The organism is Streptomyces sp. NPDC033221, assembly GCF_055577005.1.
The window spans coordinates 1-12183 of sequence record NZ_JBVIQN010000077.1 but is presented as its reverse complement, the minus strand read 5'-3'; the positions used below and the strand labels follow the sequence as shown (position 1 = coordinate 12183).

The following is a 12183-nucleotide window of genomic DNA, read 5'->3' as shown; positions in this document are numbered from 1 at the left end:
GTGCCTCACTCGAATTCGATCGGTCGCCCCCGGGAATCCCACAGCCCCATTTACAGCCCACCGGAATTTCGGCGTACACGCCGCCGTAAACCACGAAGCGCTCCGGCCGTGATTTACGGCCGGAGCGCTTCTGTGGATTCAGTATTCATCTTCGCTGCGGTCCTGGTGCACACCGGACCCACGTCCGCCATCGGGGAGTGTGTCCCAGTCTGCGCGCAAAACCCACGCTTCGGACACGTATGCACGTCGGCGTAGCTCGTCTTCGACGCCTGCGGGCCATGGGCCGGCGGCATAGAACGTCTCGTAGATGTCCGCTTGCGGGCCTTGCAGGAGGACCACGCGCCAGGCGTCACCGGCGGGGTATACGACGGCGTACAGCGGGGCGCGGGTGGCCCGTACGGCTGCGAGCACGTCCGGGGGCCAGGGCGCCACGGGCATGGACGGGTCGGGCAGGTATCGGCTCATGGCGGGCAGCGTAGGACCGCCGGGGGCGGCGGGTGTCGCCGATCTTGTGTGCGGGCGGGGTGGGGGACGATGCGGGCATGGCCCGACCCAGACTGTCCCAGCGCGAGGCGGCCGCCGCGTGCGGCGTCAGCCTCTCCACGATCCGCCGCCGCCGGGAGGCCGGCGACTTCCCCGGGGCGGTCCGGGACCCGGCCCGGGGCTGGCTGATCCCGGTCGAGAACCTGCTCGCGGCGGGCCTGCGGGTGAACGCCCCGGCCCCGCCCGATGAGCAGCCCACCGGTGAGCAGGCCGCGGGCGGGGGTGACCAGGGTGGGCAGCCCAGCCGGGCGGAGTTGGAGCGCCAGCTCCTGGAGGCGCAGCACGCCCGGGAGCTGGCGGAGGCGCGGGCCGCTCACCTGCAACGGGAGGTCGAGGCGCGCGACGCGCACCTGGCCGACGTACGCCGCGCCATGCTCGCGCTGACCGCCGGCCCCGCCGGGGCGGTGGGCGAGGGTGAGCCGCCCACCGTCCCTGCTCAGAGCGGGGGTCATGACCATGGCTCTGAGCAGGGGGTGGGCGAAGATGAGCGGTCCACCGGGCAGCCCCGGCGGGGCTTGCTGCGCCGCCTGCGTCGCCGCTGATCACCGCCGCCGCAGCAGGGTGTACAGCAGCCCCGCGGCGGTCAGCAGCAGTCCGCCGACGGCGGCCCCGGCCGCGACCGCCGGGGCGAACACCGGCCGCCAGTACGCCACGGCGGCGACCGCCGCGACGATCAGCACGCCGAGCACCAGGCCGAGGATGAGCACGGCCGTGCGCAGCGCGCGGTAGGACTCGGCCGCAACGGGTGCCGGCTCCGGGGCCGGGGCGGCGGGCGGGGTCGAGGGCGTGGTGGTCATGGTCGGTCCCTTCGGGCGGGGCGCGCCTGGACGCGCGCGTCGGCAGGGGACAGGCAGCAGGCCCTGTGCTGTTACGCGTCCACGGCAGAGCGGACTGGACGCCCGGCGGTGCCGGGCTGCCCGCACCGTCACCCGCCCGCCGGTTAGCCGCGCAACCCGATGGTTCTCCTGGCCAGGTCCGTCATGGCGACCCGTCACGGGTCCGTCATGGGCCCGTCGGCGGCTCCGGCCATGACGGACCCATGACGGGTGCTGAACGGGCGACCATGACGGACCCGGCACGCGGGCGGCGGCCGACGCGGTTCGACAGCCGCGCGGCTTTTGTGACGCTCGTGTGGGTGGTGACAGCCGCCGGGAGCGGCGAGACGATCGGCGAAAACTGTCCTTCAGGGCCCGGTCGTGCGAGCGCGGCCGGGCCCGCGCGCAACCGCCGCGCCATCCGTCAGCGGATGCCCGGCGGATCCTCCGGCAGGTACATACCGGCACATTCCCACCGCCACCCAGGACCGCCACGGCACCGCCACCCGCCCGTCCGCGCGGCGGTCCGGGCGCCCCGGGTGGCGGTGGCGTGGCGGTGCCCAGGGCGGTGCATACCGGACATCGTGGCGGTGCGGGTGGCGGTCACGAACCGGACGTACCGCCGGGGTCCGGGTCGCCGGGACCGGCGCCCAGCCGCCGCCGGCTGCCGCTTCCCCGCGGGGCCGGCGGCTCGTCGGCCGCCACCCACTCGCCGTCGGCGGCCCGCTCGGCGGCGGTGCGGCCCCGCGGATCGCGGGGGAGGGGATCGGGCCGGGCGGTGCCGGAGCCCAGAGGCCGGCGGGGGCGGTGCGTGGTCACCGCGACAGTCTGCCGCCCCGCCGCCCAAGCCCCGCAACCGCCCGCGAAGCTGTGACCGCCCCTGTGACAAGCCCTGTGACAGTCGGCCCCGGGCCGACCCGTACGGGAGCGCGCACCTGCGCGCGAGGCACGCGCACGAGGCGGCGCCGTGATTGCCCCGCAATCACCGGTCTGCCCGCAATCGGTGATTGCGCCGCAATCACGCGGACCACCCGTAGGCGCCCGGTGTGCGGCTGTGTGATCCGGTATGGGCGGCCTCTACGTGCACGCGTGTGCTCGTGCACGTGTGCACGCTCTTCGCGCGCGAGACCCGCCGGGCCGGTCACCCCGGCGGCGATCCTCCCGCCGTGCGGCGGGAGGCTCTGCCCGTCCTGACCGGGTACCGCCATCGCTATCACCTGTACCCGCGTATGTGCGGGTATGTCCGTCCGGTGCGCGGCGGCGCCTGCGCGTGCGTGCGCACCACGCGCAGGCGGCACGGGCGGTACGCGTCACGCGCGGCACGCGTTGGGGCCGCCCGGACCGCCGCCGCGGCCGCCGCATCGCCCGCACCGTGGACGCGGCGGCGCCGGCCGGAGGACGCTGGTCCCGTACCGCCCGCACCGCACCGCCGGAGGCCGCCATGGGCTGGGTAGATCCGCAGTACATCCCCGTCCTCGAACGCGACTGGCGGTACTCGCGGCTGCTGCGCGCCACCGAGCAGATGGCCCGCCGCCGCGAACGCGAACGGCGCGAGCAGGAACGGGAGGAGGCCGGGGCCGTGCGGTGCAGCTGCCAGAACGGCCGGACCACGATCATCGGCCCGGACGGCGAGACGAACACGGTCGAGTGCATCGCGTGCGACGGCATGGGCGAGATCCCCGACCCGGTGGACGACCCCCGCAACGGCGACAGCGCCGACCGCGAGGGCGACGAACTCGACTGACCACCGGGTGAGGCGCTGTGCGGCGATCTGACGGCCGAACAGCACCGCCCCCGGGCAACGAGTCCGGGAGCGGTACGCGTGCCGCTCAGATGGCCGTACAGGGCCGTCTGGGCGTGGGCTCAGGTCTGCGCCATGTCCACGAAGCGCGAGTAGTGGCCCTGGAACGCCACCGAGATTGTGGCCGTGGGGCCGTTGCGGTGCTTGCCGACGATCAGTTCCGCCTCGCCGGCGCGGGGCGAGTCCCGCTCGTAGACGTCCTCGCGGTGCAGCAGGATCACCAGGTCCGCGTCGTTCTCGATGGCGCCGGACTCGCGCAGGTCGGAGACCTGCGGGCGCTTGTCGGCCCGCAGCTCGGAGCCGCGGTTGAGCTGGGACAGCGCGATCACCGGGCACCGGAGGTCTTTGGCCAGCAGCTTCAGGCCCCGGGAGATCTCGGCGACGTCCTCCTGGCGGGAGGCGGTGCGGCGGGAGACGGCGGTGATGAGCTGGAGGTAGTCCAGCACCACCAGGTCCAGGCCGTCGCGGGCGGCGATCCGGCGGGTGCGGGTGCGGATGTCCGCCAGGGTCAGCCCGGGGGAGTCGTCCACGTGCAGGCGGGCCGCGCCGATGTCCGGCAGCCGCCGGCCGATGCGCGTCCAGTCGTCGTCGGTGGCCGTGCCGCCGCGCAGGTGGTGCAGCGCCACCTGCGCCTCCGCCGACAGCACCCGCGTCCCGATCTCGTCCTCGCCCATCTCCAGCGAGAACACCGCCACCGACCGGCCATGGTGGATCGCGGCGGCGCGGGCGAAGTCCAGGGCGAGCGTGGACTTGCCCATGGCCGGCCGCCCGGCCACCACGACCAGCTGGCCCGGATGCCAGCCCTTGGTCAGCGCGTCCAGGTCCGTGAACCCGGTGGGCACGCCGGTCACCTCGCCGTCGGCGACGGTGCCCACCCGGTCCACCACCCGCTCCAGGATCGCGGCGATCGAGGCGCCCGGCTCGGAGGCGGCGCGCTCCTCGGTGACCGCGAACATCTCGGCCTGCGCGGTGTTGACCAGCTCGTCCAGGTCGCCGGCGCCGGTGTAGCCGAGCTGCGCGATACGGGCGCCCGCCTCCGTCATCCGGCGCAGCACCGCCCGCTCACGGACGATCTCGGCGTAGTACTCGGCGTTCGCAGCCGTCGGCACTGCGGTCACCAGGGTGTGCAGGTACGAGGCGCCGCCGACACGCTCCAGCTCGCCGCGCCGCTTCAGCTCCGCGCCCACCGTGATCGGGTCGGCAGGCTCCCCGGCCGCGTAGACCTCCAGGACCACGCCGTAGACCGTCTCGTGCGCCGGCCGGTAGAAGTCCCGGCCCTTGAGGACGCCGGTGACATCCGCGATCGCGTCCTTCGACAGCAGCATCGCGCCCAGTACGCACTGCTCCGCCTCCAGGTCCTGCGGCGGCGTGCGCAGCCCCTCGACGTCCCCGTCGGCGCCCGGCCCGCCGTACGGGCCCGCCTGGCGCGGCACTCCCTCAACGGCGCTCACTGGCCCGCCCCCTCGCGCTGGTCGCGGCCCTGGTGCAGCTTCGCGATCATCGCGGCGGTGTCCAGCCGCGACGGCCCGTCCTTGCGCTCCCGCTCCCGGCGCGCCTCCGTGCGGCACGGCGGGCAGTCGTCCACCGGGAACGAGGCGCCGTGCCCCGGCCTGCGGCACACCTCCGGCCCCGCCGCAGCCGCCGCACGGGTCTGCCCCGGCAGCGGCACCCGCGACGCCTCCGCGTGCTGCACCAGGTCCCGCCAGCCCTTCGCGGGCATCTCCGCCGCCCGCGCCGCCAGCCACGCCGCCGGGTAGCCGGCCGCCAGCAGCTCCACCGCCTGGCCCCGCAGCATCTGCCGCGAACCGTTCACCAGCGGACGCCCCAGCGCCCGCACGTAGGCGTCCACGACCGCATCAGCCGCCGCCAGTTCCTCCGGCGCAGCCGCCTCTCTCTCTCGCTCCTGGGACTGCCGCGATGGCTGTGCGCTGAACGCGCCAGCGGGGACAGAGACGAGAGAGTTCAATTCCTTACAACTATTGGTGCTCGATTTGAACACCCGTGGGAGGTCGATTTGAACACCCGTGGCGGGCGCTTCCTTCGACGGGTGCTCAGATCGAGCACCCGCTGACCTGCGCTTTTTCGACGGGTGCTCAGATCGAGCACCCGTGGCGGGTGTCTCCTTCGACGGGTGCTCAGATCGAGCACCCGTGGCCTCGACACGGCACACATCGTCCACGCTGTGACCGCCCGGACAGCCCGCCTCGTGCCCGCCCGCCAGGTCGTAGACCGGGGGCCGACGGTCCGCCCGCAGGTGGCTCACCAGATCCGGGTCGCCCGGCACCAGCACTCCGCCGGCCTTCAGGCGGCGCAGGTGCTTCAGCACCGTGGACTCGCCCATCAGGCACTTGGCCGCCAGCGTCTCGGCCGAGGCGTAGCAGCCCCGCATCTCACCGTTCACGTGGTTCGCCACCCTGACCAGCACCAGCAGCTCGCCACCGTTGCGGCAGAGCCTGATCCCGACCTCATCCACCCACGTCTGCGCCTGATAGCTCACCGAGCCACCCCCGGCGCGCCTACCTGGCCCTCTGGCCCGTCGTCAGTCAGTCCGCGTACGCTCATGTACGAGCGCACCTCCCTATCCGAGGTGATCAAGCTCTTTTCCGTCCGGGGTCCAGCCCGGCGGACCTGCGGGCCCCGTCATCGACGGGGCCTGTTGCGTTGTGCGGACCATGCTCCCGCACGGCTGCGGCCGGGGCGGGGCGACCCGGCCGCAGCGCGTCAATGCGCGGAACTGTGTACCTTCCAGCGTCCCGCCGGAGATACGGATTCGCCTGCCTCGATAACCGATCCATCGGCGGCATAGAATACGTTCCTGCCGATGAGAACCGGAGATCCCTCGGGAATTCCCAATTCTTCGGCATCTTCGACAGTTGCGCTCGCGGAGGTTGACGCTTCGTTTACACCCACGCTGCGCAGTCCAACTCCCGCCTCAATTGCATTCGGCGTTCCTCCGGGAATCCGTTCCGTTTGGAGCAGCGCCGGTACGGATTCCGCGAGGTCCGCTGTAAACCATGATGTTGAGGCGCTGATCGGGCCGTTTTCGTTGTACGTCACGCGGTGGCGGCGAATAGCGGGTGCGCCCTCATCGATCTCGAACAGGTCGGCCACCCATGCCGGGGCCGGCGCCATGTCGGCGGAGCTGATCTTCGCGTACTCGCCCTCTGCGTAGATCTTGCCGGTCCTGAGCGCGCGCTCTAGGCGGTCCAGTGCGGACCGGTGCAGGTGGCGGCGGGTCCGCACCACGGTTCCCACACCTGTGATCGATTCGGCGAGTCCGTCAGCGCGAAGTGCCGCCAGCACCTTCATGGCTGTGGCCTGCGCGATCGAGTACGTGTCGGCGAGCTGCCGCACGGACGGCAGGCGGTCACCGTCCGCCAGCTCCCCATCGACGATCTTCTGGCGCAGCTCCCGCGTCACTTGCAGATATGGGGGTGTTCGTTCCAGCTCGGGCATCCCTGACCTCCTCGTTTCGGCAATGCACTCATCAGTGCACTAGCTCGCCACCGAGCGTACCCCTTGACGTGTGCGGTGTGCTAGCGCACTATTCACCTGTGTTGCTGGTCACGCCAGCGACGCGGGGCCTTGGGATGCGCACACATCCCAGGTCAGTCCCGGTGCGCACACGCCGGGATGCAGCGCGGCCCCGGTGCGCACACACCGGGGCCGCTGTCGATCACCCCTGGATGAGAGAGGTACCGACATGTCGATCCTGGCAGGTTGCGAGTACGTGGCCCCAGTCCCCGGGGCGGAGCAGATGGTGGCGGCCGGCGCGGGCCGGTGCCGAGTGGAGGTTGGCGGCCGGATCACGGGGGTGAACGAGTTCGGGGAGCCGGTTCCGGCGGCGCAGCGGGTCGAGGACCCGGTGTATGCGGCGCAGCGGGCGGAGGTGCGTTTCTCCCTGTTCCTGCGGGCGGAAGAGCTGCTGGCGGTGCTGTGGGACTCGCCGCAGTTCTGGGAGGTGCTGGAGGAGGGCCGGGGCCGGGACCTGACGCGGGTGCGGTACGCGGCGGTGACCACGCTGATGATCTCTGGTGCGGCGGCGGGCGGGGCTCACATGGAGTACCTGGTGCGCGCGGCGTACGAGGAGGGGGCGCGGCCGGAGAGCCGGGCCGACTTCGAGCGGGTCCGTGACGTGGTGGTCCGGGTGTTCGGCGTGACGCCGGCGGCGGTGGCGTCGTGAGCACGGCGGTGGCGGTGGAGGTGGGGGACCGGCCGAAGGGGCAGCGTTCGCGGGCGGAGCGGGATCGGGTGCGGCCTGCGGTGTCGGCGGGGACGCCGGGGCGGGTGGTGGTGTCGGGGTACACCACGGGCGAGCGGGTGCGGGTGAATGCGGCGGTGGATGCGCCGCTGACGCCGGCGCAGCGGGAGCGGCTGGGGCGGATGTTCGCCCGGTACCAGCAGCGGCTGGTCGGCTACCTGGTGGCGCGGCTGGGGTCGGACCGCCGGGATCTGGCGCTGGATCTGGCGCAGGACGTGTGGGTGGAGGCCGCCCGGCCCCGGGTGCAGCAGATCTTGGCGCAGCGCGCGGACGACGACCTGTTCGGGCTGCTGGCGGGGCAGGCGAAGTGGGCGGTGGGCCAACACTTCGCCCGGATGAGCGCCCGGTGCGAGCAGCCGGTGACGCCTGCGGACCAGGACGACTCGGTAGAGCGGGCGCTGGAGCGGCTGGCGCAGCACAGCACGGTGGTGCCGGCCGCGCCGCAGGCGGAGTCGGAGTCGGAGCTGGGGGGCCGGTTCGCCGAGGCGCTGGAACGGATGCCGACGGAGCTGCGGATCTACGCCCATTTGCGGTTCGAGCTGGGCATGTCCACCCGCGCCATCGAGGACCTGACGGGGTGGGCGGCGGCCACGGTGTGGCGGCGCGGCCAGCGCGTGGTGACGCTGCTGCGCCGGGTGGCCGACGGCGAGGAGGTCACGGTGACGCCGCCGCCGTCGGCGCTGCCGGAGGGCTGGGAGCGGGTGGTGGACCGGCTGCCTGACCACTATCGGGCGGTGGTGCGCCTGCGGGCGGAGGGGCTGTCCACCTCGGCGATCGCGGCCCGGATCGGCTACAGCAAGGGCGGCGCCGGCAAGCTCGCGGCGCGGGCGGTCCGGGAGCTGCGGGCGGCGCTGCGCGACCTCGGGACGCACGTGGAGCAGACGGCGGGCGCGCGGGCCACGGCGGTGCCGGACGGCTGGGAGCAGGTGGTGGGCGAGCTGCCGGAGGACCTGCGGGCGATCGTGCTGCTGCGCGAGCAGGGGCTGACCTACCGGCAGGTCAGCGAGCGGCTCGGCTGCGGCCCGGCGTACGCGGGCGAGCGGTTCCGCCGGGCCTGCGCCCGCATGGAAGGGATGCTGCGCGACCGGGCCCGCCAGGCGGCGGCGTGATGACGCGCCCGGCCGGGGCCCGCGCCGTGACGGGCGGGCTGTATGTGGACCTGGGGCAGGGCCGGGAGGACCGGCGGTCGGGTCGGATCGTGTGGCGCCGGCCGCCGCGGGCCCGGTACGTGTGCACGGCGTGCGGCCGGGGCGAAGGTCCGGTGACCGGCGCGGACGCGGTGCGGGTGTTCGTGGCGCAGGTGCGGGCGGTGCACGCGGGCCGGTGTGCGGTGCGGCGGCCGGGCGCGGGTGCGGTGGCGGTGTGAGCGGGCGTCGGCTGCCTGTCCGTCCCGGCGGGGGCCGGGGCGGGCCGGGAGCCGGGCGCCCGCCCGGCCGCACAAAGAGCTGTAGCGGTGCGTGACCAGGGGCGCCGCGCACAGTGCGCGATACACGCACTGTGCGCGGCGCTTCCCCTTGGGGTGCTTGGGGTGTGCGGGATGCACAGCCCGGTGATCGGGTCGCGTACTGTGCGCGGCGACCAGTACGGAGAGTGGTGACGGATGAAGATCCATACGGCAGGGGCGCCGGGGTCGGCGGCGCGGCTGCGGGCGCAAGTGCGCAGCGCGGACCGGACGATCTCGGTGGTGACGTGGGGCGTGGCGGCCGGGATGGTGCTGTGGTCGGTGCTGAATGCCACGCCCTACGTCGCCCGCCACATCACGCCCGGGTGGGAGGCGGTGGCGTGGGTGCTGCCGATCGTGGTCGATCTCGCGTTCATCGGCGCGCTGCGGGCCGACGAGATCGCCTCCCGTTACGGAGCCAGCGGCGGCGCGTGGGCGGCGCTGTTCCGCCTGTTCACGGGTGCGGCCAGCGTGTTCCTGAACGTGGGCTCGGCGGCCGAGGCTGGCGATGTGACCGGTGTGCTCCAGCACCTGATCGCGCCCGGCATCCTGGTCCTGGTCGCGGAAGCCGGCCCGGCCTGGCGCCGCCGCCTCGCCGCGCGCCTGGCGGAGGTCGAGGAGACGGAGGCGCACCAGCGGGAGGCGCAGCGGCAGGAAGCGCAGCGCGAGGCGGACCGCCGGCGCCGCGAGCGCCAGGAGGACGAGGACCGCCGCCGCGCCCAGCAGCGCGCCGACGAGGACCGGCGCCGCGTCCAGGAGCAGCAGGAGCAGGAGCGGCAAGCCGAGCGGGAGGCGGCGAAGTCCCGCGAGGAGCACCGGCACGCGCTGGAGATGCAGCGCATGGAGCTGGAGGCGCGGCGCCTGGACCGCCAGGAGCCCAAGCCGCCCGCCCCCGCCCCGGCGCCGGTTCCCGCTCAGCAGCATCCGGCGCCCGTCCCGGCCGCCGGCCCGGTGCCCCGCCCGCAGCCTGCGCCTACGGAGCGTCCCGCCGTTGCTGCAGCCGCCGCGGCCGCGCCCGCCCGGATCACCGCCCGCGTGGACCAGGAGGAGGTCGAGGTCGGGGACCAGGAGCCGGAGGAGGTCAGCCCGGAGCGGGCCCGCGAGTTGATCGAGGAGGGGTGGCGGCGCGGGTTGAGCACGCGGCGGTGCGGCGAGTACGCGCACCGCTCCGCGACGCTGGTCAGCCGGGTGTACCGGGAGCTGGAAGCGAAATACGGCCCCCAGCCCAACCGCACCTGAGCGACTGCCGCAACGCCCTGGCCGGGAGACCGGCCGGGGCGTTTTTGGTGTCTGGGCAAGCCTTGGCCGGGGCGGGGCAAGCCTGCCGGAAGCCGCACGTCACGGGCGCGGGCAAGCCTGCCCGTACGGCGCGTACGGGCAGGGGCGCGGCCCGGGGAGGGTTGCACCGAGGGTTGCACCGAGAGGCGGCTGGACAGTGGGCTGGACGGTTGGCTGGATGGTTGGCTGGACGGTTGGGCCGAGGGGTGGACCGAGGGTAGGAAAGCCCTTTTGGTGCCGTGCCCCATTGATGCAGGCCAGACCCTGTGGGCAAGCCCCTCGCCCGCGCGGACATCTCTTCCTGCGCGATAGCCGGAGGAAGAGAAGGGGTGTTCGCGGGGGCAGGTGGGCGGCGGTGTGCTGACGGGACGCGAGAAGCCAGTGACGTGCTGCGTACCGGGCGTTACGGTGCTGTCGATCTGTTCGCGACGCACGGGGGTGGCCCGATGACGGTTCGGCACAAGCGCAGCGCAGCGGCGCTGAGCGGCGCTCTGGCGCTCGTTGCGGCACTCGCCGGATGCGGGGCAGGCGACGGCGACAGCGAGCCGTCTGCGGCCCCCTCGGCCGCTGCGGCCGCCTCGGCGACGCCCGGCGCGGCGAAGACGCCGGCCGACCCGCAGGCGGCGGAGAAGACGGCGGTGCGCACCGCCTACGACTCGATGGCCGCGGAGCAGTTGAAGGCGTACAGGGCGGCGTCGGCGGACGGCACCAGCCTGGAGAGGTACGCGACGCTGGATGCACTCGGGCAGATCCGCAACGACGTGGCCCGGATGAAGCAGGCGGGGACGGTGGTACGCGGCGAGATCGGGCACGAGGCGAAGGTGACGGCGCTCGACCTGGAGGCCAAGACCCCCAAGGCGACCTTGTCGGACTGCGTGGATCTGTCGAAGTACGAGCGGTACGACACCAAGGCGAAGAAGGTGATCCCCCTGCCCGCGGAACAGCCGCTGCGGTACGTCATGACGGCGACGGCGGAGAAGTGGCAGGGGCGGTGGCTGGTGACGCGGATCAACACCCAGGGCGGCCCGACGTGCTGAGGCGGGCGGCGGCGGCCGCGGTGGTCCTGGTGGGCGTGCTCGCCCCGGCCGCGCGGGCCGACGGCCCCGGAGGCGGTGTCTGCGCGGGCGCCGACATGTACGTCAAGGTGTGCGCCCAGGACGGCGGCGGCCCGGCCGGTTCGGGCGGCAGCTCGGGCACGGACGCAGCGCCCGCCGGGAACACCGGCGACCGGGGCGGCTCCGGCGGCGGGGGCGGTTCGGCACCGCCCTGCACCTACACCAAGCTCGACCCGCAGCCGCCGGCGGAGAACCTGGCCTGGGAGGGCAAGACGGCCACGGATGGCGCGCTCTACCAGGTCAACTGTCCCGCCACGGGGCGCGTCGGCGTGGTGTTCGTCGGCAACGGTGACGGTGGCGCCCCGGCCGCGCCCGCCATCGACCCGGAGCAGGTGGCGCGGCAGGCGGTCGACTCCATGAAGCTGGTGGGCCCGGACGTGGCCAGCCCGCGGGCGTCCGGGCAGTACGTCGTGGGGATGCCGATGTGGATGTGGGTCAGGCAGAGCCCGACGTCGTACGGGCCGGCCACCGCCAGCGCCACGGCCGGCGGTGTGACGGTCACCGCCACGGCCAAGGTCACGTCCGTCGCGTGGGACATGGGCGACGGCGCCAGCATCACCTGCACCGGCCCCGGCACCCCCTACGACCCTTCGCGGGGCAAGGCCCCGTCCCCGGACTGCGGGCACCGCTACAAGACCCCATCGACCGGCCAGAGGGGCGGCCGGTACGCCGGGACGGCCACCGCCACATGGACCGTCACATGGCAGGCCCCCGCGCTCGGCGACGCCGGAGAATTCACCGAAGTGCGCCAGACACCATTTACAGTCGATGTCCGAGAGGTACAAGTACTCAACTGACAATTGACCGCCCGGCCGGAATTCGATTCGGGGTGGACGGTCGTTTACGGCGGGCTGTACGGTGAAATTCGGTGGGCTGTGAATGGTCCTGTGGGATTCCCGGGGGCGACCGATCGAATTCCGGTGCGGTGT

Annotated in this window: 14 protein-coding genes; 8 read left to right on the top strand and 6 right to left on the bottom strand. The window is 73.7% G+C overall.

The window, feature by feature from the left end:
• Window positions 1-138 precede the first annotated feature (138 nt).
• Entirely contained in the window at window positions 139-465 is a 327-nt protein-coding gene (locus tag ACZ53K_RS42240) for a hypothetical protein (RefSeq protein ID WP_468848347.1), read from the bottom strand.
• 77 nt (window positions 466-542) lie between these two features.
• Between ACZ53K_RS42240 and ACZ53K_RS42235 the strand changes: the two genes are divergently transcribed.
• Window positions 543-1085: a helix-turn-helix transcriptional regulator gene (locus ACZ53K_RS42235; RefSeq protein ID WP_468848345.1), complete on the top strand. Its 543-nt coding sequence runs from the start codon at window positions 543-545 to the stop codon at window positions 1083-1085.
• On the opposite strand, the gene ACZ53K_RS42230 is transcribed toward ACZ53K_RS42235, so the two are convergent.
• Window positions 1086-1340, bottom strand: coding sequence for a hypothetical protein (locus ACZ53K_RS42230; protein WP_468848344.1), 255 nt, complete (start codon window positions 1338-1340; stop codon window positions 1086-1088).
• Between the two features lie 621 nt (window positions 1341-1961).
• A complete protein-coding gene (locus ACZ53K_RS42225; protein WP_468848342.1) occupies window positions 1962-2177 on the bottom strand; it encodes a hypothetical protein in 216 nt (71 codons plus the stop codon).
• A gap of 451 nt (window positions 2178-2628) precedes the next feature.
• Here ACZ53K_RS42225 and ACZ53K_RS42220 point away from each other — a divergent pair, with 451 nt between their 5' ends.
• A complete protein-coding gene (locus tag ACZ53K_RS42220) occupies window positions 2629-3102 on the top strand; it encodes a hypothetical protein (protein WP_468848340.1) in 474 nt (157 codons plus the stop codon).
• A 119-nt stretch (window positions 3103-3221) separates the two neighbouring features.
• Here the strand turns inward: ACZ53K_RS42220 and dnaB are convergent, their stop codons facing one another.
• The 3 genes from dnaB to ACZ53K_RS42205 all read right to left on the bottom strand — a co-directional run bounded on the left by dnaB (window position 3222) and on the right by ACZ53K_RS42205 (window position 6615).
• A complete protein-coding gene (gene dnaB, locus ACZ53K_RS42215; protein ID WP_468848338.1) occupies window positions 3222-4610 on the bottom strand; it encodes a replicative DNA helicase in 1389 nt (462 codons plus the stop codon).
• Complete coding sequence (locus ACZ53K_RS42210; RefSeq protein WP_468848336.1) at window positions 4607-5656, bottom strand: helix-turn-helix domain-containing protein; 1050 nt, start codon at window positions 5654-5656, stop codon at window positions 4607-4609. The genes dnaB and ACZ53K_RS42210 overlap by 4 nt, the downstream gene beginning before the upstream one ends.
• 224 nt (window positions 5657-5880) lie before the next feature.
• Window positions 5881-6615, bottom strand: a complete 735-nt coding sequence (locus tag ACZ53K_RS42205; RefSeq protein ID WP_468848333.1) for a GntR family transcriptional regulator — start codon at window positions 6613-6615, stop codon at window positions 5881-5883.
• A gap of 247 nt (window positions 6616-6862) precedes the next feature.
• Here ACZ53K_RS42205 and ACZ53K_RS42200 point away from each other — a divergent pair, with 247 nt between their 5' ends.
• From ACZ53K_RS42200 to ACZ53K_RS42175, 6 genes are all read left to right on the top strand, one after another.
• Window positions 6863-7342 carry a hypothetical protein gene (locus ACZ53K_RS42200; protein WP_468848330.1) on the top strand — a complete coding sequence of 160 codons (480 nt, stop codon included), beginning with the start codon at window positions 6863-6865 and terminating at the stop codon, window positions 7340-7342.
• A complete protein-coding gene (locus tag ACZ53K_RS42195; RefSeq protein ID WP_468848327.1) occupies window positions 7339-8529 on the top strand; it encodes a sigma factor-like helix-turn-helix DNA-binding protein in 1191 nt (396 codons plus the stop codon). Before ACZ53K_RS42200 ends, ACZ53K_RS42195 begins: the two co-directional genes overlap by 4 nt.
• Entirely contained in the window at window positions 8529-8786 is a 258-nt protein-coding gene (locus ACZ53K_RS42190; RefSeq protein ID WP_468848324.1) for a hypothetical protein, read from the top strand. Before ACZ53K_RS42195 ends, ACZ53K_RS42190 begins: the two co-directional genes overlap by 1 nt.
• 234 nt (window positions 8787-9020) lie before the next feature.
• Entirely contained in the window at window positions 9021-10100 is a 1080-nt protein-coding gene (locus ACZ53K_RS42185; protein ID WP_468848321.1) for a DUF2637 domain-containing protein, read from the top strand.
• Window positions 10101-10585: 485 nt separating this feature from the next.
• Complete coding sequence (locus ACZ53K_RS42180) at window positions 10586-11176, top strand: hypothetical protein (RefSeq protein WP_468848318.1); 591 nt, start codon at window positions 10586-10588, stop codon at window positions 11174-11176.
• Window positions 11170-12051: an ATP/GTP-binding protein gene (locus tag ACZ53K_RS42175; RefSeq protein ID WP_468848315.1), complete on the top strand. Its 882-nt coding sequence runs from the start codon at window positions 11170-11172 to the stop codon at window positions 12049-12051. Before ACZ53K_RS42180 ends, ACZ53K_RS42175 begins: the two co-directional genes overlap by 7 nt.
• The last annotated feature ends 132 nt before the right edge of the window (window positions 12052-12183 follow it).